Here is an 18,903-nt window from a genome sequence, read left to right on the forward strand (position 1 = left end):
TAATCAGATTGGCGTCCTTATGAAGGCGAAGCGCCGGCTCATCATGCTGCCATAGGAGACGCTGCCTGGAAGCCGCGCGTCAGAGCCGCCCGATGCTGCCACGCCGAGGCCATGCCGGCGATGCTACCGGCTAGCGCCAGCAGCAAGGCCGGCACACGCGGGTCGCCCAGCACGGCAACCACGCCTTCAACACCCTTGGACCCGATCGAGGGTACCAGACAGGCGTCCAACATGGCCCGGAAAGCATCGCCCGCCGCCCCAGGCGGATGCAGCTTAGCGCGATGGCCACGGCCAGATGCGTCTAGCCCGTGCCGGTGCCGCCGACCAGCACCGCGTTGCGCTGATCATCGAGGAACGCACCGGTGGCCATCTCCCGCACCAGCCCCTCGTTGATCGGGGTGTCCGCGAAGTCGAACTCGGCGATCTCCTTGATCAGCGGCAGCTTGGCCACGCCGACCTGATAGCGGATCGAGCGCGCCTGCTTCTCGGCAATCTCGGCTTCCAGCAGAGTGCCGACCAGCTGCTGCGCCGGATACTGCCGCTTGAGCGCGGTGCTGAGCAGCTCGTCATAGGCGGCTTTCATGCCCACCAGCTTGAGCTCGCTCATCAGCTCCAGCACCTGATGTCGTTCCATGACTTTGGCTCCTGAGGGTGTCGTAACGGGCGCAGTCGGCGATCGGCTCATGCCGCAGCCGCAATGCGTCGGGGGTGGCGATGTCCGGCGGGGTGGTTGCGGGGCGCTGGCGCGACAGGGCGTTCAGCACCACATCGCTGCTGCACAGGCCTGCCGCGAGCGCCTCGACGCAGGCGGCCTCCACGGCGGGCAGACCGTCCAGGGATACGGCCTGCAGGATGGCCACCATCTGCCGGTCGCCATCCACGCTGCCACGCAGCCGCCCCTGCACACGGCCCAGGGCGCTGGGCAGCACCCAACCCTTGAACGGGGCACCATTGCGCAGCGCACCGGGCTTGCGCGCCAGCACCGGCACGTAGTGCCAGGGATCGTAGACGATCTGCTCGCGGCCAAAGCAGCGCGGATGCTCGCCGACCACCTGCCCGTCCTGGCGGATCAGGATCCGCTCGGCATAGGCATGCACCTCGACCGGCCGCCCGACCGCCTGCGCCATCACCGAGTAGCGGTTCTTGTCATAGGCCACGAGGCAGGTTTTGGAGACGGCCGAGGTCCGGGCGTTGAACCCGTCGAACGTCCCGACATAGGGCACCAGGGCGGGCCGCTCCTGCTCGAACATCTCCCACACCGGGCAGTCGCGGCGCTCGGGATGCGGGTGGCTGCGGGCGTAGAGCACGCATTGCTCGAGCAGCCAGCCATTCATGTCGTGCAGCGAGGCGAACTTCAGGCGTGGTTTAAAGAACCGGTTTCGCACCAGGCCGACCTGGTTCTCCACCTGACCTTTCTCCCAGCCCGAGGCCGGTGTGCAGGCCGTTGGCTCGACCAGGTAGTGGCTGCACATCTGCAGGAACCGGCGATTGAACTGTCGCTCGCGCCCCACCCCGACGACGTCGACGGCTGTGCGCATGTTGTCATAGATGCCGCGCTGACAGGTGCCGCGGAAAAACGCGAACGCCTTGTCATGCGCATCGAACACCATCTCCTGGCTTTCGCGCGGATAGGCGCGCACGAACAGCATCCGGCTGTGACACAGCCGCTTCTGCGCCACCCGCACCGCGACCGTGGCGCCGTGCAGCACGACGACCTCCTGCGACCAGTCGAACTGGTACGCCTCGCCGGGCTCAAAGCTCAGTGGGATATAGGCGTCTGAGGTCGCCGTGCCGCGCTGCCGCTGTCGCGCCCGGGCGTAGCGGCGCACGGTATCATAGCCACCGGTGAACCCCTGCTGCTGCAGGTCCTCGAACACGCGGATCAGATCGAGCCGCTCACGACTGGGCAGCCGCTCATTGGCGCCGAGCCGCTGCTCCAGCAACTGCGTCCAGGCTCCGAGCTTGGGCCGCGGCTGCACCTGACGCTCGTAGGTGAAGGCTGTCTCGCCCGAGCGCAGCACCCGCCGCACCGTGTTGCGCGCCAGACCCAGCTCGCGCGTGATCTGCTTGATCGACTTGCCGTCCACGAAATGCGCCCGACGCACCCGGGCCATCATGTCCACCGTCAGCATCCCCCCCGCTCCCCCTCTGAGGAGGGGCAGCATCTCAAATTCAGGGGGTCACTTTTGAATGCCGATCACCCCGACAGAGGGGTCAATCTTCGGGTCTGACTCAATTTCGCTGCTGTCGCGTGGTGCCGTGGAATGGTGTTCATCGCAGGAACGACCATGACCTCGAGATTTGACTTCGCATCCCTGGTGCCGCCCGGGCTGAGGGTCGACACGGTGGTCGACCATCACGGAGTGCTGGTGGTGACGGCCCGCAGCAGCGCCAGCACGGCTTCTTGCCCACTGTGCGGCACGCCCTCGCACTCCGTGCAAAGCCGCTACCTGCGACAGCCAGCGGATCTGCCCTGTGCAGGTCGCCGCGTGCGCCTACAACTGCTGGTGCGCCGCTTCCGGTGCGGGCTCGAGAGGTGCCACGCCAGATATTTGCCGAGCGGTTCGGCACGGGGGTGCTGGCCGAGAGGGCGCGTCGCACCGGGCGGCTGGATGAGATCGTTCATCATCTCGGTCTGGCTCAGGGTGGCAGGCCAGGCCCCGCCTTCGCCCAACGACTGATGCTGCCCGCCAGCAACGATACGCTGCTCCGCGTCGTGCGGCGGCGAGCCTCGCCTCGCATCGGGCCACTGGCCGTCGTTGGCATCGATGACTGGGCTTGGCGCCGCAATCATCGCTACGGCACGATGGTCTGCGATCTCGAACGTCGCAGCGTGGTGGCCTTGCTGCCAGACCGCGAACCATCGACCGTCGAGAGGTGGTTGCGGCAGCATCCCGGCATCCACGTCGTGTCGCGCGATCGCGGCGGTGGCTACGGTGAGGCCGCGGCGCGAGCCCTGCCCCATGCAGTCCAGGTCGCCGATCGCTGGCACCTGATGGAAAATGCCAGCACTGCGTTCCTCGACGCCGTGCGCCTGTCCATGCGGGCAATCCGAGGAGCACTCGGCGCCACGACCATTGACCCGGCGCTGCTGACCGCGGCCGAGCGACTGCAGCACGAAGGCTTCCTTCGGCGCGAGGATACTGCGCGGCAGATCCTCACCCTCAAGCAGGCGGGCCACTCGATCAAGGAGATCGTGCGTTGGACGCGACATAGCCGGTGGCTGGTGCGCCAAACCATCCAGGGCGTACCGAGCGAGGTATTCCGTACGCGGCAGACGTCTCTGCAGGCCTACCTGCCGACCCTGCAGGCCGAATGGCAGGCGGGATGCCGCAACGGGGCGGAACTCTGGCGCAGGCTCCAAGAGCAGGGCTTCAAAGGCTGCTTGCGCGTCGTGGCCGAATGGGCGGCACGGCGGCGGCGCGCGGAGCTGATGCAGGCGCAGGGCCTGCAGAAGACACCATCAGCCCGTATGCTGGCCCGGCTGATGACGATGGCGCGACAGCATCTGACCCGGGCCGACAGCGTGATCGTGGCGGCTATCGAAGCGGGTGTGCCCGGCCTCGCCGACGCCCGGCGTCTCGTGGACCAGTTCAGGATCATGATCCGCACCAAGGTCGTGGGTGGTCTGGAGGCGTGGATCAAACAGGCCCAGACCAGCCTGATCGCCCCGCTGGCGCGAGGAGTCGCCAAGGATGTCGCCGCCGTCCGGGCTGCCATCACCGAACCCTGGTCGAACGGGCAGACCGAGGGACAGATCAACCGGCTGAAGATGATCAAACGGCAGATGTATGGTCGCGCCAAGCTCGACCTGCTGGAAGCAAGGCTCATCGGTGCCCCGTAAGCGCACAGCTATCAGGGAAACTGCGTCAGACCCAATCTTCCACGCCGATCCACAGCTCATCCCACGGAAGCCCGACTGAGATACGGCCTACAGTGCCAATTAAGGCACCTCGCCGTCCTCTTCTGCATCGGGACGATAAGCCGAGAATCGCGTTCCAAGGATCGCAGACCAATGTCGGGGAAGGGTGGAAAGCGGTCATAGTCTTGGCCAGCAAGAGACTCGTGTCCGCTTCCGTTCTCCCATCTCACCCGTGCTTCCGCAGATCAGTCTTGCATCGTGACGACAACGTTGCCGAACGCGCCATGGCCGAGATGGTCAAGCGCGGTCGGTAGCTCGGACAACGGGTAGCAGGAGTCTATGACCGGCTTGATGCCGGCATGGTCCACAGCCCGGACAAGTCGTTCCAGTGCGCTTCGACTGCCGGTGCCGATGCCATGGATCGTCACATCCTTGAGCATCAACGGCATTGCGGGGGCCGTGAAGTCAAAGCCGGCAAGCGCACCGATCTGACAGACCTTGCCGCCGACCGCTGCCAACTCGACGGACTGGCCGAGGTGTGCACCACCGATGACTTCCAGGACGACGTCCGCCCCTCGATCACCTGTGAGCCGGTAAACCTGCTCCATCCAGTCGTCACGTTCAGCGAAAATGAAGTGGTCAGCCCCAATCTGTCGTGTTCGCTCCTCATCCTCGGTACGACCACAGACGATCACCTCAGCACCGTGCGCCTTGGCGATCTGCAACCCGAAAAGGGCCACCCCCCCGGTGCTGGGGATGAACACCGTGTCGCCCGCGCGAAGGCCGGCGCGTTCAACCAGCCCGAACCAAGCCGTGAGGCCGGCCACTGGCAGGGTGCAAGCCTGTCGATCATCCAACGACGCGGGTGCCCGGACGAGCCAATCTTCCGGCATGGCAAGGTACTCGGCGAGTACGCCAGGATAGTAACCTCCGAGCGTCCTGTATGCCGGCGTTCGGGCTGTGCCCGGGCGCAGTCCATCGATCCAGTCCGGCGTGGCGGTCGAGATCACACGATCCTGCATGGCGAACCGTGACGCTCCCTCGCCCAATCCTACAATTTCACCCGCCAGATCGGAGCTGGGCGTGAACGGGAAGCGGAGCGGCAGACCGCGGCCCGTCTCGATCACCATCTTGTCGCGATAGTTGAGCCCCACCGCCGCGACGCGGACAAGGACCTCACACGGGCCGGGCACTGGGACCGGTACATCGCGCAACCTCAGATGCTCACGCCCGATCGCATCGATCTCCCACCGCCGCATTGTCGTCATCCCGATCTCCTCGTTCATGGCGGGCGGCATTATGCCCGTTGCTCAGGAGATAGCTGGGGGCATTGTTGACGAAAATGACCTATGACCGGCACGATCTATTGCGCCTGGAAGGTACAATCCATGACGCCAAGCGAATTCGCCGAAGTGCGGGCATTTCTTCTGGTGGCCAGTGAGCGGAGCTTCCGCCGCGCGGCAAAGCGTCTTGGGGTATCACCTTCGGCACTCAGCCGGACGATACGCTCACTGGAGGAGCGCCTGAACGCCCGGCTTCTGAATCGAACGACGCGCAGCGTGGCGCCGACAGAGGTAGGACAAACGCTGTATGACCGTGTGGTGCCCACCATGCAGGCGATGACCGCCGCCATGCGCGACGTGGGCGGACACGCCAGTTCTCCGTCGGGCACGGTCCGAGTCAACCTGCCAAGTATAGCAGCGGACCTGACGATCGGTCCCAAGCTGGGTGCCTTCGCCGCGGCCTATCCCGCGATCCGGCTCGATCTGGTCGTGGACAATGAGATGGTCGACGTCGTGGGTGCCGGGTTCGACGTTGGCGTCCGCTCCGGCGACCAAGTCGGCCGCGACATGATCGCAGTGAGGCTCTCGCCGGACTTGAACATGGTGGTTGTCGGTTCGCCAGCCTATTTCGCCGATCGCCCTCCTCCCTGCTCACCACGCGACTTGGCCAGCCATCGCTGTCTCACCTACAAATGGGCGAAGACCGGCGCGCTGATGCCCTGGGAGTTTGACGGGCAGAAGGGGCGGACAACGATACTCGTCGACAGTCTGCTGACGGCAAACGACACCGATGTGCTAGTTGCTGCTGCTTTGCAGGGCGTGGGTGTGGCTTACCTCGCCGAAACGACCGCGCTGCCGCACCTTGCCGCCGGTCGATTGGAACGTGTGCTGGACGGGTGGAGCAGGCCTGTTCCAGGTTTTCATTTGTATTATCCCGACAAGACGCGCATGCCACCAGCGGTCCGGGCTTTCATCGACTTCATGCGATTACGTGATGACTAATGGCGAGAGTCTGGTGTGGGTCGGGGGCGGCGCTAGCTGCCCCAGCCACAGGGCCTACCGCTGCCGGGGGTGGAAAGCGGTCTAAGATGCTGCATGGTACTGCCACCGACTTGGCCGGCCACCTTGGTCGTTCAACAGAGAGGGGCGCTCAATGACGCTGCGCAGTTTGGCGACCTTCGCATGGCAGGCCGACTACGGGCAGTTCTACCTGATCGACCCCGAGGACACGGCCTTCCTACCGCCCACTGAGATAACGGCCGAGATGGAGATGCGCCGTCTCCAAGCCCTTCCCTGCGGCCTCGTGATCTATACGGAGGGGTGCTTGCAGCAGCATATCCGCATCGCCATCCACGACGCCGAGCCCGATCATCCGCAGCAGGATCCGATCAGCGGTGAACCATGGACCCAGGTGGAGACGAGCGACGCACGATTTCCCTCGCGAAGGTTCGCAATCACCAGCCCGTCCATGCCTGATGCCTTGCCCGGTGGCCCTTTCTTCTTCCTAGACACCGATAGCTACCGAGTTCGCGTCAGCTGGAAGGAGTTCCAGGGCAGCCGGGACGACAGCGTTCCCGTCGAGCCGGATGTCATAGAGTTGACGCTCTGGCCGAGCTGATCCACCGCACGAGAGATGCCGAAACGTCTGCAAAGGGTCGCCTGCTGCGGTAGCCCTTTCGGCCGGAGCTTGCATCGGATCAGGTGGGAAGCGGACTTCTTTGCGACCGGCATCTGCCAGCGCATCTGTCAGAGCTATAGTCTCCGCATGAGCGGCGCCCCTCGCATTTCATTACTCCTCGACCTGCCGGAAGGACTCGATAAGCTGCGAGCCAAGGCCGCTGGAGAGGGCTTTCGCTTTATGGAAAAGCTTGCTGCCGAATGGCTCTCCGGTGCGAATAGATTTGCCGGGCCAGGTGAGGTGCTCCTCGGTGCTTTTCAGGCGACGGAACTCGTCGCGGTCGGAGGCCTCAACCGTGACCCTTATGCAGACCAAGCTGGTATCGGTCGGCTGCGACACCTGTACGTAAAGAAGTCTGCACGCCGCTCCGGCTTGGGCACTACCCTCGTACTTCAGTTACTCGGCCACGCCGAAGGCACCTTCCATTCAGTCCGGCTCAAGACAGACACGTCGGAAGCCGCTGACTTCTACGTCAGCCTTGGCTTTTGGCCTGTGCAGGACAGGACTGCCACCCACGTCAGGTGGTTTCAACGATCATAGAGGTCTGCTTTGGGGCGGCTGCGGACATACTCGGCTGCCGAACCATGGCACCGGCGCGCCCCCTGTAGGTCAGGACCGATATTAAAACTTTTTATCGTGCTTCCTGAGTCGTTGAACAGGCGCTTCCGATCTAGGAAGCGCCTGCCTTGCACGAGGTTGCTGACTAGGCGGCGCGGACCTGGGTGACGAAAGTCTTGACCTCGCCCGTCAGCTGCTCGGACTGCCGTGACAGTTCCCCCGCCGCCGCCAGCACCTGACTGGCCGCCGCACCGGTGTCGTTGGCGTTGCGGCTGACGGCACCGATGTTCAGCGTCACCGCCTCGGTCGCCTGGGCGGTGCGCTGCACAGTGCGGGCGATCTCGCCGGTGGCCGCACTCTGCTCCTCCACTGCGGCGGCAATGGTCACCGTGATCGCGCTCATGTCGTCGATCGCGCTGGCGATGCCCTGGATCGCGCCCACCGCCTGCTGCGTCGCCGCCTGGATCTGCGCGATCTGGGCGCCGATTTCCTCGGTCGCTTTGCCGGTCTGCTGCGCCAGGCTCTTCACCTCGCTGGCCACCACCGCGAAGCCTTTGCCGGCTTCGCCCGCCCGCGCCGCCTCGATCGTCGCGTTCAGCGCCAGCAGGTTGGTTTGCCCCGCGATGGAGGTGATCAGCCCGACCACGTCGCCGATCCGGCTGGCGCCTTCCGCGAGCGCGCGCACCGTCGCATCCGTTTGCCGCGCCCGCTCCACCGCCTGTCCGGCAACGCCGGAGGCCTGGGTCACCTGCCGGCTGATCTCGATGATCGAGGAGCTGAGCTCCTCGGCCGCCGCCGCGACCGTCTGCACCCCGCCGCCGGCCAGCGCTGCCGCGTCACTGACTTCGCTCGCCTGGGTGTTGGTTTGCTGTGCCGTCACCGACATGGCGCGGGCCGTGGCTTCCAGTTCGGTCGAGGCAGAGGACAGGATGCCCACCATGTTGCCCACCCGCCGCTCGAAACCCTGCACCAGCGTATCGACCTGCGCCGCACGCTGTTCCCGCCCCGCACGTGCCTCCGCCTGCTCGACCGCCAGACGGTCGGCGGTTGCCATGTTGTCGCGGAACACCTGCACCGCCACCGCCATGCCGCCAATCTCGTCGCCGCGGCCCACACCCGGGATCTCAACGGTCATGTCGTGGTCCGCCAACCGGCGCATCGCCGCCGTCATCGCCGAGACAGGACCCGAGATGCTGCGGATCATCGATATCCCGACCACGAGGCAAGTGACCAGCATCAGGGCCAGAAGGACCCCGATCCAGGTCATGCCGCTTGTGCCTACCTCGTTTGCATGAGTGGCCAGCATGTCGGACTGCCGTCCCTGGAAGGCCACCACTTTCTCGATGGCGCCGCGCAGCGCGACGCCTTCGTTACGGATCTCCGTCGCAAGCAGGGCCTCCGCTTTTTCCCGCTGGCCGTTCTGCTCAACCAGGGCAGCAAATTTCTGCTCGGCGGTCCTGAACCGATCCCAGCTGGTACTGACCGCGCTTGCGAGTTGTCGTTCTTCGTCTAGGTCAGCGCTTGCTTCATAATCCGCGAAGGTCTTGATAAAGATCTGCCGGGCTTCGGCATTCTTGTTGTTGAGATCGGCCCGCATTTCGGCGGTCGGAGCGATCAATAGCAAGCCATCCGTGACGCGGATCCGTTCAATCTGGGTGGCCATGCTGGATAGCCACCGTAAGCCACGCACATTCTCGCTGATCGCCGAGGTGGACGCATTCAGCTGCTTCATCTCACGCATCGCATACAGGCCAAGCATGGCCGCGCACAGACAGATGACAGAGAACGCTGCGATAATTTTAATGCGGACGCTGAGATTGCTGAGGAAAGACAACATGGCCGATCTAGCTCCTAGGCAGTGCACCAGATGCTAGTTGTGTCTAGTTAACGCCCCCTTTCGGCATGTCATTCTCTGCGTTGATACAGAGCATTCTCAAAAATACTCGCCTCTTTGCGCTAGCAAACGAAGCATCAGCTAGACCAAAAGCCTGCCACCTTGGCATTGTTCGGCGTCGGCCTATTACCTCGCTCTGGTGCGCCGTCGCAGGGCCTGATGTATAGCGCGCAAGGTTCCTGCCGCGCGCCTCCTCTCAACATCCCTAATGAGAAGTTATCGTGCTAAGGAGCGCTTGTGAGTGAGCTTTTCCGGTAAGCAAATAGGACGCCGTGTTGTTAGCCGGAGCGGAGCAAAATCGCATCCGTACCGCAGTGTCTTCGGCGACATCCGAGGTGACCTGGATCGGTCCGTCATGCATGGCTATGATGGTCTGCTCCAATCCTAGCCCAAGCCCGGCGCCCCCAAGGCTGCGCTGCAGCATGTCACCCGCGCCGGGCTGATTCCAGAATTTAGCTAGCGCTTCCGGTGACAATGACGAGGTTGTGCACGGTAGACCGCTGGCACCTTTTAGAAAATGCGAGCGGGCCTTCCTTGACGTTGTCTACGGCTTCGTGAGGCAAATACGGCAGGTGTAGGGTGGCGCCATCGTCTATCCGTTACAGGCCTTATCCCCGCCTCCTTGTCCCGGCATCACACGGTGCGCGTGACCTTCAGCAAATTAGCTGGTGCATCCGGATCCAGGCCTAATCCCGAGGCCAGCCGGGGGATTGCGCCATAGAAGCTTTGCAAAGCGGCCACTGGTGCTATGCGTGACGGCAGTCCTGGTACCACCGGCAAGGCTACCGCACCTGCTGGCCCGGCGCCCGCCACTAGCAGTCGCCCTCGTAGCGTTAGGATCCTATCAAGCACGGCTTTCGCCTGTAGCTCCGCGGCGTCGCTTTGCAATAGTGCCAGGACAGGGAACCCGCTCCTCACGAGTTCCACAGGACCATGCAGGACTTCCGCGGTGCTGAAGGCCTCGGCATGGATGCGGCAGGTCTCCTTCCACTTTAGCGCCATTTCCGCAGCGATGCCAAAGCCCGGGCCACGGCCAAGCACAAAGCGCCCGGCCGTGCCAAGCGTCGCCAGCATGGGCAGCCAGTCTAGCGCGGCCGCAGCCTCCAGGGCCGCTGGCAATGCCGCCACCTCTCGCATCAGGGCCAGGTCGCCGCTCCAATGCGCCGTGAGCTGCAGAAAGGCGGCCATGGCCGTGAGGCACGACTTGGTGGCAGCCACGCTGAGTTCCGGGCCAGCCGCCAGCGGGATCGCCACCTCACACCGCGCGGCCAGCGGCGAGTCCGGGTCGTTGACGAACCCCACCACCAATACGCCGCCCGCACGGGCCGCCTCGGCCAGCCGCAGCAGATCCGGGCTGCGGCCAGATTGCGACACGACGAGCAGCAGCCCTCCCGGCATCACCAGCGGCCGACCATAGACCGACGCGACCGACGGACCTAGTGAGGCCACCGGCCGGCCCAGCAGCGTCTCCACCAGATGCTTGCCATAGGTGCAGGCGTGGTCGGAGCTGCCGCGGGCGCAGGTGGCGACCTGCGCCGGCGGCGCGGCGCGTAGCCGCTCGCCCAACCGCGCAAAGGCGGCGCCGCTCTGCGCGATCTGCCGGCGCACCGCGTCGGCGGCTTCCGCCGCCTCCCGTGCCATCATCGATGTCATCGTCGCGGTGTCCCTCGTGTCAGATGGCGGCCAGCGCCTCTGCGCCGATCAACGCGGCACCGAGCACGCCAGAGGAATGGCCCAGGCTGGCGGGCCGGATGGGCGTGGTGAAGGGCGCCGCCATGGCCTGCCGGGCGACCGCCTCGCGCCCCTGGTCGAACCACAACGGCAGGGCGGAGGCGCCGCCGCCCAGCACGATCACGTCCGGGTCCAACAGATTGACCCAGTTGCCGACGGCGCGGCCGAACGCCGCCGCCGCCTCGTCCAGAAGCCGCGCCGCCAAGGGATCGGTGCCGGCGCGCGCGGCGATGGCGGCCAGGCCGGCGGGCTCGCCCCCCAGGGCGCGATAGCGCCGCTCCAGCGCGGTGCCGGACAGATACTGCTCGGCGCAGCCCTGACGGCCGCAGTAGCAACGCCGTCCGCCCGGCTCCAGGCAGGCATGGCCCCATTCGCCGGCGATGCCGTGCCGCCCGGGCCACAGCGCGCCGTCCACCACCAGCCCACCGCCGATGCCTGTGCCCAGCGTCAGCCCCAGCACCATGCGGTGGCCGCGCCCGGCGCCGAGCCGCGCCTCACTCAGCGCGAAGGCATGTGCGTCGTTGATGATGGCGGGCGGCAGGCCTGTTGCCTCACGCAGCAGGGCCGCCAGCGGCGCGCCGTCCAGCCACGGCAGTACACAGTTGCGCACCTGCCCGCTTCCGGTCTCGATCGAGCCCGGCAGGCCGAGGCCGAGCGTCACCGGTCCGCCCGCCGCGTCCCGCGCACGGCGTACCAGTCGCGCCAGCTGTGCCACCAACGGCTCTACTCCGCGACGCTCGGTCGGCTCCCGCTCGCGCAACAGCGGCGTATCGAAGCGCGCGCCGGTCAGCGCCACCTCGACCTTCGTACCGCCGAGGTCGATGCCGATGTGATGCGACATCTGCCCCCTAGCCCCGGGCCAGCGCCGCGCCGTCGGGGCGGAAGACGTGCAGCAGGCCGGGCATGGCGCGGAACTGCCGCATCTCGCCGGCGCGCGGCATCGGCCCGCGCTCGGTCAGGCGGATGGCGATCTCGATGCCCGCCGCCTCGGCCAGCAGCAGCGTCTCGGCGCCCAGCGGCTCCACCACGCGGATGGTAGCGGGGAAGGCATCCCGTGCACCAGGCTCGGCGGGGACGATGTCTTCCGGCCGCAAGCCCAGCACCACGGCGCCGTCCGGCACGCCGGCGGGGGCCGCAAAGGTCAGTCCGGGCGCCACCTCGGCCCGGCCGGCGGCGACACGGGCGGGCAGCTGGTTCATTGCAGGCGCGCCGATGAAGCCGCCGACGAACAGGTTGACCGGGCTGCCGTAGATCTGCATCGGAGCGCCCACCTGCTCGATGCGGCCGTCACGCATCACCACCACGCGGTCGGCCAGCGTCATTGCCTCCACCTGATCATGCGTGACGTAGACGATGGTGGTGCCGAGTGCCTGGTGCAGCTTCTTGATCTCGGTCCGTACCGTGTTGCGCAGCTTGGCGTCGAGGTTGCTCAGCGGCTCGTCGAACAGGAACACCGCCGGGCGACGCACCATGGCGCGGCCCATCGCCACGCGCTGGCGTTGGCCGCCGGAAAGCTGGCCAGGCTTGCGGTCCATCAGCGCGTCGAGGCCGAGGATACCGGCAGCCTCATCCACCCGCTGGCGCACCTCAGCCTTGGCTACGCGGGCGACTTCTAGCCCAAAGCCCATGTTCTGCCGCACTGTCATGTGCGGGTAGAGCGCGTAGTTCTGAAACACCATGGCGATGTCTCGGTCCTTCGGCTCCAGATGCGTCACCACCCGCCCGGCGATCTCGATCTCGCCGCCCGAGGTCTCCTCCAGCCCCGCGATCATGCGCAGGGTCGTGGACTTGCCGCAGCCGGAGGGGCCGACGAGCACGATGAACTCGCCATCGGCGACATCCAGGCTCATGGGGTGGACGACGGTGTTGCCGTTGAAGCGCTTCTCGACGGCGCGCAGGCGGAGTTCGCCCATGGTTCAGCTCCTGTCGATCAGGCGCGCGACGGCGCCATCCAGCTCGGTCTCCGCGGCGGCCTCGGCGGTGTCCAAGGCGTCGAGGCGGGCGGTACGGTCGGCCAGCGTGGCACTGTATCCAGTGAGGCTGGCCGCCAGCGCGCCGGGGCCGCCGGGCAGGGTGCGCACGGCGACGAAATGTTCCGGGCTGGTGAGCTGGCGCAGCTCGACGGGGGAGAGTGCCGGGGGCCGGCCGGCGACCTCGGCGAAGGCCGCCGCGAAGCGCATGTCGTCCAGCGACGACAGGCCCCTGCCGGCCTCGATCAGCTGGCGCGACAGCAGGGCGGCCACCTCATGCGCCTGGCGGAAGGAGAGGCCCTCCTGCCGTACCAGCGAATCCGCCAGCTCGGTCATGCCCAGGCAGGCGGCGTCGATGGTGGCGCGCACGCGGTCCTCGCGGATGCGCACGGCGGTGATGAAGTCGGTCAGCAGCGGCAACAGGCGAGAGGCGGTGTCGAAGGCGGCGTAGCCGGCGGCCTGGGTGGGGCCCTCGGCGTCGTTCATGTCGGTGAAGGGCGTGTTGTGCAGCGTGCCCATGACCACGTCGCACTGGCCCATGCCGTGCGAAGCGAGCAGGCGCATGTGCTCAATCGGCACCGGGTTGCGCTTCTGCGGCATGATGGAGCTGACCTGCACGAAGCTGTTGGGCACGTAGAGCTGCGCCATCTCGAAGGAGGACCAGGCATTCAGGTCCTGGATTACGCGGCCGAGGTTGATGAACAGGATCTTGGCCTGCGCATAGGCGCTGGCGAGGTAGTCGGCGGCGGCGATGCAGCCGTAGCTGTTCTCCTGGAAGGTCGCGAAGCCGAGCAGCGCTGCCATGCGGGCGCGCGACAGCGGGAAGCCCGTGGTGGTGATGGCCGCCGCCCCCATGCTGCACCGGTCGGCGTCGGCATGGGCGTGCAGCAGCCGGTCGATGTCGCGCAGCAGCACCTCGGCGAAGGCGCAGAGGTAATGGCCGAAGCTGGTGGGCTGCGCCGGCTGGCCATGGGTATAGGCAACGATCAGCGTGTCCGGCTCGCGCCCAGCCACCTCCAGCAGCCGCTGCGCCAGCGCGCAGACCTGCCGCAGCAGCCCGCGCAGCCGCGCCTTCAGCGCCATCTTGAAGATGGTCACGTCCATGTCGTTGCGGCTGCGCCCCGTGTGCAGCCGGCCGGCGAGATCGCGCCCCACCCGCTGGCCCAGCAGGTGCTCGGTGACGAAGAACAGGTCCTCGAACTCGCCGGTATAGGTCATGCCCGCGAAGTCGGCCTCGCGCTGGATGGCGGCGAGGGCGGAGAGGATGCGGGCGGCATCCTGCGCCGAAAGGATGGCCTGCTCGGCCAGCATCACCGCATGGGCGCGGTTCACACGGTCCAGGTATCCACCGAAATGGCGGCGCGTCTCGTCGAATAGCGGCGCCAGCACGGCATCGCGGTAGGCAGGCGCGGGGAAGCGGCTGTCGTCTTGCATCGGGCTCAACCCTTCAGGCCGGTCAGCGCGATGCCACGGATGATCTGGCGCTGGAAGAACAGGAACAGCAGCAGCGTCGGCACCGTGGCGACGGCGGCGCCAGCCATGACCAGCGGCCATTCCGTGCTGTTCTCGCCGGAGAAGAAGGCGAGGCCGACGGGCAGCGTGTAGAGCGTGCGGTCGTTGGTGACGATCAGCGGCCAGAGGAAGGCCGACCAGTTGGACAGGAAGGTGAAGATGGCCAGTGCGGCGAGGGCCGGGCGCACCAGCGGCATGGCGATGGTCCACCAGATGCGGAACTCCGACAGGCCGTCGACCCGCGCGGCGTCCAGCAGCTCGTCCGGCACGGAGTTGAAGAACTGCCGCATCAGGAAGGTGCCGAAGCCGGTCATCAGCCCGGGGAACATGATGCCCCAATAGGTGTCGATCCAGCCGAAGCTGCGCGCCATGACGTACCACGGGATGACCAGCATCTCGGTCGGCACCATCATGGTGGAGAGGATCAGCACGAAGACCAGCCCGCGCCCGCGGAACCGGTATTTCGCCAGCGTGTAGCCGACCAGGCTGTCGAAGAAGAGCACGGAGGCGGTGGTGGCCAGCGCCACCAGCACCGAATTGAGGAACCACAGCGGGAAGCGCCCGTCGCCTAGGATTTTAGCGTAATTCGCCAGCGTCGGCTGCGCCGGCCACATCGACAGGGTGAAGACCTCTGCGCCCTGCTTCAGCGAGGTGACGAAGGCCAGCCATAGCGGCAGCACCATCAGCAGCCCGCCCAGGAACAGCAGTGCCCAGATGCCCCAGCGGCCGAGGTCGCGGCGGCGCGCGATGCCGGTCGCGCCGTTCATACTGGTGCTCATTGGGGCTGCTTCCCCAGCACGCGCAGCTGCACCAGGGTGATGGCCAGCAGGATCATGAATAGCACCACCGTGCCGGCCGAGGCATAGCCCATGTCGAAGCGCACGAAGGCGGTCTGGTAGATGAACATCACCAGCGGCTTGGTGGCGTTCAGCGGCCCGCCCTGGCCCTCGCTGGTCATGTTGAACACCTGGTCGAAGATGCGCAGCAGCTGGATGGTGTTGATGATGACCAGGAACACGATGGTGGGCTTCAGCAGCGGCAGGGTGATGCGCTTCAGCACCTGCCAGGCGCTGGCGCCGTCGATCCGTGCGGCCTCGTAGTAGTCGCCGGGGATGGCGCGGATGCCGGCCAGAAAGATCACCACGTTGAAGCCCAGGCTGGTCCAGACCATCGCCGCGCTGATGGCGGGCAGGGATTGCGACGTGGAGAGCAGGAAGGGCTGCGCGGGCACGCCGAAGCGGCCCAGGATGTCGTTGAACAGCCCGATCGGCGGCGGCTGGTAGAACCAGCGCCAGATCCAGGCGACGGCGACGGTGGAGACCAGATAAGGCAGGAAGTACAGCGCCCGCAGCAGCCCCTGGCCGCGCGTCACCTTGTCTAGAAAATAGGCGATGGCGAAGGACAGGATCAGCCCGCTGGGCAGGCCATAGAGCACGTACCAGGCGCTGTTCCACAGCGCCTGCCAGAACACCTCGTCTTCCCACAGCCGGAGGTAGTTGTCCGCGCCCGCGAAGCGCGGCGGGCGGCCCAGCAGGCTCCAGCGATGGAAGGACAGCCAGAAGCTGTCCAGCGCCGGGTAGAAGCGGATGACGCTGTAGAACACTGCCGGCACCGCCAGGAAGGCATAGGCCCAGAGCGCTTGGCGCTGCCGGATGGTCATGGGATCGCGGCCCTCAGCGGTCGTAGAAGTCGTCGAGCACGGCCTGCTCGCGCCGCGCCATGCGCCTGACCGCCTCGGCCGCCGGGCGGTTGTTGGCCACCGCATCGTCCACCGCGTCCAGCAGCGCCTGGCGCTGGCCCAGCTCATCTACCAGCAGTGTCGCCTGGCCGTATTCCAGCCCCTTGATGAAAGGACCGATCTTGGGGTCGGCCAGGTTGGTGGGGGTGGTGGCGATCGCCTTGCGCGCCGGCAGCTCGCCCACCTTGCCCAGCCAGCCGGCCATCACCTCGGGGCTGGCGAGGAAGGCCACGAACTTCGCCGCCGCCTCCAGCTTGGCGCCCGTCGCGCCGCGGGTGATGCCGTTGGCCCAGAAGGAGGGCGAATTGGCGCGCTTGCCGTCATGCGTCGGCAGCTCGGCCACGCCGTAGTCCAGGTCCGCCTGCCCGTTCAGCGCAGCGAGGCGGAAGGAGCCGTCGATGTTCATCGCGGCGCGATGCGCGCGGAAGGCGGTGACGTCGTCGGTCATGAAGCCGGGGAAGCCGACCTTGTCCTTGCGGATCAGGTCCAGGTACCAGCCCATGGCGGCGGCGCCGGCCGGCGAATCATAGGCCACCTTGCGGCCATCCGTCGAATAGGGCTCGCCGCCGAACTGCCGTACCAGCACGTCGCGCAGCCAGTTCACGCCCTGGCCGGAGGGCTGCATGGCAGCGCCCGCCACGGTGATATTGCCCGCCGCGTCCCGCTGCGTGAGCTTGATTGCCATCTCGCGGAATTCGGCCAGCGTCGCCGGCGGCTTGGCGGGGTCGAGCCCGGCCTTACGAAACAGCTCCTTGTTGTAGAACAGCGCCAGCGAGCGCACGGCGGTGGGCAGCGCGTAGTACTTGCCCTCGGACTTCGCGGCACCCACCAGTGGGAAAAACTCCGCCTCGATCGCGGCGGCGGGGAAGACGCTCTCGGGCAGCGGCTGCAGGTAGCCGCCCTTCAGGTATTGCGGCAGCCAGCCAAAGAAGAGGTTGACCACGTCCGGCCCGGTGCCCGCCGGCACGGCGGAGGCGACCTTGGTGCTGAAATTAGCGTAGGGAAAGGTCTCGTGCTTCACGCGGATGTTGGGGTTCTGCTTCTCGAACTCCGGGATCAGCGCGTTGACCGTGGTCTCCTTGGCGGGAAACGCATACTGCCAGTAGGTGATCTCGGTCCGCGCCTGCGCCAGGGCCGGCATGGCCAGGCCCGCCGCCGCCGCGGCCGTCGAGGCCATCAGAGCCCGCCTGCTCAGGATCATCCTTGCCATCCCCACCTCCGGGCCGTGGCGCGTCGCGCCGGGCCGTTTAAATCCAATGATTGGATTTGATCGGAGCCGGCGCTGTCTGTAAAGCCCCAACTGCATGCCTGCCCCCTCACTCGCCGGCACCAACCTGGCCCGCGCCAAGGGCTTCAACCGCCGCGTGGTGGTGGAGGCGCTGCGCCGCCACGCCCCCTGCAGCCGGGCGGAGCTGGCGCGGCTCACCCGTCTCTCGCCGCAGACCATCTCCAATATCGTTGCCGAGTTCCTGGACGCCGGGCTGGTGCAGGTGGAAGGCCGGCGCGCGGGCCCCGGGCTGCGCGGACAGCCGCAGGTGGACCTGACGCTGAACGCCGACGCGGCAATGGCCATCGGCCTGTCGCTGGAACATGACAGGCTGCGCGCCATGGCCATGAACCTGGACGGCACCGTCCGGGCGGAATGGAGTGCGCCGATCGCCGATGCCCGCCCCGCCGCTCTGCTGCCCCGCATCGCCGAGGCCGTGGCGGCGCTGCGGCTGGAAGTGCCGGCGCAGCCCTGGGGCGTGGGCCTGGCGATGCCCGGCCCCTTTGCCACCGTGCCGCACAGCTTCGCGGGCCCCACCACCCTGCCGGGCTGGCAGGGCGTACCGGTAGCCGAACGTGTCAGCGTATTGCTTGGGCTGCCGGTGCTGGTGGAACGCGATGCCGCTGCCGCTGCTCGCGCTGAGTACCTTTACGGCCATGCGCGGGACCTACGCAGCTTCTTCGTGCTACATTTCGGGCGCGGCCTCGGCGGCAGTGCCTTCGGCGACGGTCAATTGCTGCGTGGTGCCCGTGGCAATGCCGGCGAGATCGGGCTGATGGTGTCCGTGCCCGGCGGGCGCCCGCACCCGGGCGGGCCAGATGGCTGCCTGGAAGCTTATGTTTCGCTGCACGCGCTGTCCGACAGGTTGGCCGAGGCAGGGCTGGGACGGGTCATGCCGGGCCTGGACCATCCAGTGCTGCGCGACTGGATCGCTGAGGCTGCCAGCCATCTGCGGCCCGCCATCGGGGTGGTCGAGACGCTGTTTGACCCGGAAGCGATCCTGCTGACAGGGCATCTGCCGGCACCTCTGATGGCGGCGCTGATCACGGCGCTGGATCCCCTGCCGCCTTCCATCGCCGCCCATAGACAGCGCCGGCTGGCCAGGGTGATAGCCGGAGCGACGGGAGCCGACAGTACAGTGCTCGGTGCAGCGACGTTGCCTTTCTACGACTGGTTGGCCCCGGACACAGAGGCACTTCGCAAGCCCAAGCAGGAGCAGGCAAGCGAACTACCGCGGGTTAAGGACTGGTGGCGTTACTAGCTGTCTAGTTGCGAACGGTTTGGCGTTCCCAACGATGATACGGGCTTTGGCGATATCCTGCGGCCCGGCCTGACCGGTAGGCTTTGCACCGCGGAGCTTTCGTCGGATAGTAAGGCGCTCGGCAACGACCTGGTTTGGCGTCTGGCCCT

The 18,903-nt window shown here is 66.7% G+C and carries 14 protein-coding genes and 2 pseudogenes; 5 read left to right on the forward strand and 11 right to left on the reverse strand.

From position 1 onward, the window contains the following. Positions 1-304: 304 nt before the first annotated feature. Both IAI59_RS21695 and istA read right to left on the reverse strand, forming a co-directional pair. Positions 305-634 (reverse strand): annotated as a pseudogene (locus tag IAI59_RS21695) (ATP-binding protein); the annotation flags it as partial. Next, positions 567-2,132, reverse strand: a complete 1,566-nt coding sequence (gene istA / locus IAI59_RS21700; RefSeq protein WP_207419811.1) for an IS21 family transposase — start codon at positions 2,130-2,132, stop codon at positions 567-569. The pseudogene IAI59_RS21695 and the gene istA, both read right to left, overlap by 68 nt. A 156-nt stretch (positions 2,133-2,288) precedes the next feature. On the opposite strand from istA, the pseudogene IAI59_RS21705 reads away from it, so the two are divergent. Continuing rightward, positions 2,289-3,844, forward strand: a pseudogene (locus tag IAI59_RS21705) (ISL3 family transposase). A gap of 263 nt (positions 3,845-4,107) precedes the next feature. Here IAI59_RS21705 and IAI59_RS21710 read toward each other — a convergent pair. After that, on the reverse strand, positions 4,108-5,148 hold the full coding sequence (locus IAI59_RS21710; RefSeq protein ID WP_237181052.1) for a zinc-dependent alcohol dehydrogenase family protein: 1,041 nt from the start codon (positions 5,146-5,148) through the stop codon (positions 4,108-4,110). Between the two features lie 63 nt (positions 5,149-5,211). Here IAI59_RS21710 and IAI59_RS21715 point away from each other — a divergent pair, with 63 nt between their 5' ends. The 3 genes from IAI59_RS21715 (at position 5,212) to IAI59_RS21725 (ending at position 7,363) form a co-directional block, all read left to right on the forward strand. Continuing rightward, on the forward strand, positions 5,212-6,147 hold the full coding sequence (locus tag IAI59_RS21715) for a LysR family transcriptional regulator (RefSeq protein ID WP_237181051.1): 936 nt from the start codon (positions 5,212-5,214) through the stop codon (positions 6,145-6,147). A 151-nt stretch (positions 6,148-6,298) separates the two neighbouring features. Next, on the forward strand, positions 6,299-6,763 hold the full coding sequence (locus tag IAI59_RS21720; RefSeq protein WP_207419810.1) for a hypothetical protein: 465 nt from the start codon (positions 6,299-6,301) through the stop codon (positions 6,761-6,763). 147 nt (positions 6,764-6,910) lie between these two features. After that, the gene (locus IAI59_RS21725; protein WP_207419809.1) at positions 6,911-7,363 is read left to right on the forward strand and encodes a GNAT family N-acetyltransferase; all 453 of its coding nucleotides are present in this window, start codon (positions 6,911-6,913) and stop codon (positions 7,361-7,363) included. Between the two features lie 163 nt (positions 7,364-7,526). Here the strand turns inward: IAI59_RS21725 and IAI59_RS21730 are convergent, their stop codons facing one another. The 8 genes from IAI59_RS21730 to IAI59_RS21765 all read right to left on the reverse strand — a co-directional run bounded on the left by IAI59_RS21730 (position 7,527) and on the right by IAI59_RS21765 (position 17,403). Continuing rightward, positions 7,527-9,218, reverse strand: a complete 1,692-nt coding sequence (locus IAI59_RS21730) for a methyl-accepting chemotaxis protein (protein ID WP_207419808.1) — start codon at positions 9,216-9,218, stop codon at positions 7,527-7,529. A gap of 690 nt (positions 9,219-9,908) precedes the next feature. Next, entirely contained in the window at positions 9,909-10,928 is a 1,020-nt protein-coding gene (locus IAI59_RS21735; RefSeq protein ID WP_207419807.1) for an SIS domain-containing protein, read from the reverse strand. 19 nt (positions 10,929-10,947) lie between these two features. Continuing rightward, positions 10,948-11,847: an ROK family protein gene (locus IAI59_RS21740; protein ID WP_207419806.1), complete on the reverse strand. Its 900-nt coding sequence runs from the start codon at positions 11,845-11,847 to the stop codon at positions 10,948-10,950. 7 nt (positions 11,848-11,854) lie between these two features. Continuing rightward, the gene (locus IAI59_RS21745) at positions 11,855-12,919 is read right to left on the reverse strand and encodes an ABC transporter ATP-binding protein (protein ID WP_207419805.1); all 1,065 of its coding nucleotides are present in this window, start codon (positions 12,917-12,919) and stop codon (positions 11,855-11,857) included. 3 nt (positions 12,920-12,922) lie between these two features. Then, the gene (gene argH, locus IAI59_RS21750; RefSeq protein ID WP_207419804.1) at positions 12,923-14,410 is read right to left on the reverse strand and encodes an argininosuccinate lyase; all 1,488 of its coding nucleotides are present in this window, start codon (positions 14,408-14,410) and stop codon (positions 12,923-12,925) included. A gap of 5 nt (positions 14,411-14,415) precedes the next feature. Continuing rightward, positions 14,416-15,267 (reverse strand): carbohydrate ABC transporter permease, encoded by an 852-nt coding sequence (locus IAI59_RS21755; RefSeq protein WP_207419803.1) that lies wholly within the window; start codon positions 15,265-15,267, stop codon positions 14,416-14,418. Beyond that, positions 15,264-16,148, reverse strand: coding sequence for a carbohydrate ABC transporter permease (locus IAI59_RS21760; protein ID WP_207419802.1), 885 nt, complete (start codon positions 16,146-16,148; stop codon positions 15,264-15,266). Before IAI59_RS21760 ends, IAI59_RS21755 begins: the two co-directional genes overlap by 4 nt. 13 nt (positions 16,149-16,161) lie before the next feature. Then, positions 16,162-17,403 (reverse strand): extracellular solute-binding protein, encoded by a 1,242-nt coding sequence (locus tag IAI59_RS21765; RefSeq protein ID WP_207419801.1) that lies wholly within the window; start codon positions 17,401-17,403, stop codon positions 16,162-16,164. A gap of 127 nt (positions 17,404-17,530) precedes the next feature. On the opposite strand from IAI59_RS21765, the gene IAI59_RS21770 reads away from it, so the two are divergent. Continuing rightward, positions 17,531-18,754 carry an ROK family transcriptional regulator gene (locus tag IAI59_RS21770; RefSeq protein WP_207419800.1) on the forward strand — a complete coding sequence of 408 codons (1,224 nt, stop codon included), beginning with the start codon at positions 17,531-17,533 and terminating at the stop codon, positions 18,752-18,754. Positions 18,755-18,903 lie beyond the last annotated feature (149 nt).

The organism is Roseomonas haemaphysalidis (assembly GCF_017355405.1).
GTDB classification, from domain to species: Bacteria; Pseudomonadota; Alphaproteobacteria; order Acetobacterales; family Acetobacteraceae; genus Pseudoroseomonas; species Pseudoroseomonas haemaphysalidis.

What these genes read in the sequence shown, in the direction of transcription:
- istA (WP_207419811.1), bottom strand. Translation starts at nt 2,132, where the DNA reads ATGCTGACGGTGGACATGATGGCCCGGGTGCGTCGGGCGCATTTCGTG.
- IAI59_RS21710 (WP_237181052.1), bottom strand. Translation starts at nt 5,148, where the DNA reads ATGAACGAGGAGATCGGGATGACGACAATGCGGCGGTGGGAGATCGAT.
- IAI59_RS21715 (WP_237181051.1), top strand. Translation starts at nt 5,212, where the DNA reads ATGACCGGCACGATCTATTGCGCCTGGAAGGTACAATCCATGACGCCA.
- IAI59_RS21720 (WP_207419810.1), top strand. Translation starts at nt 6,299, where the DNA reads ATGACGCTGCGCAGTTTGGCGACCTTCGCATGGCAGGCCGACTACGGG.
- IAI59_RS21725 (WP_207419809.1), top strand. Translation starts at nt 6,911, where the DNA reads ATGAGCGGCGCCCCTCGCATTTCATTACTCCTCGACCTGCCGGAAGGA.
- IAI59_RS21730 (WP_207419808.1), bottom strand. Translation starts at nt 9,218, where the DNA reads ATGTTGTCTTTCCTCAGCAATCTCAGCGTCCGCATTAAAATTATCGCA.
- IAI59_RS21735 (WP_207419807.1), bottom strand. Translation starts at nt 10,928, where the DNA reads ATGACATCGATGATGGCACGGGAGGCGGCGGAAGCCGCCGACGCGGTG.
- IAI59_RS21740 (WP_207419806.1), bottom strand. Translation starts at nt 11,847, where the DNA reads ATGTCGCATCACATCGGCATCGACCTCGGCGGTACGAAGGTCGAGGTG.
- IAI59_RS21745 (WP_207419805.1), bottom strand. Translation starts at nt 12,919, where the DNA reads ATGGGCGAACTCCGCCTGCGCGCCGTCGAGAAGCGCTTCAACGGCAAC.
- argH (WP_207419804.1), bottom strand. Translation starts at nt 14,410, where the DNA reads ATGCAAGACGACAGCCGCTTCCCCGCGCCTGCCTACCGCGATGCCGTG.
- IAI59_RS21755 (WP_207419803.1), bottom strand. Translation starts at nt 15,267, where the DNA reads ATGAGCACCAGTATGAACGGCGCGACCGGCATCGCGCGCCGCCGCGAC.
- IAI59_RS21760 (WP_207419802.1), bottom strand. Translation starts at nt 16,148, where the DNA reads ATGACCATCCGGCAGCGCCAAGCGCTCTGGGCCTATGCCTTCCTGGCG.
- IAI59_RS21765 (WP_207419801.1), bottom strand. Translation starts at nt 17,403, where the DNA reads ATGGCCTCGACGGCCGCGGCGGCGGCGGGCCTGGCCATGCCGGCCCTG.
- IAI59_RS21770 (WP_207419800.1), top strand. Translation starts at nt 17,531, where the DNA reads ATGCCTGCCCCCTCACTCGCCGGCACCAACCTGGCCCGCGCCAAGGGC.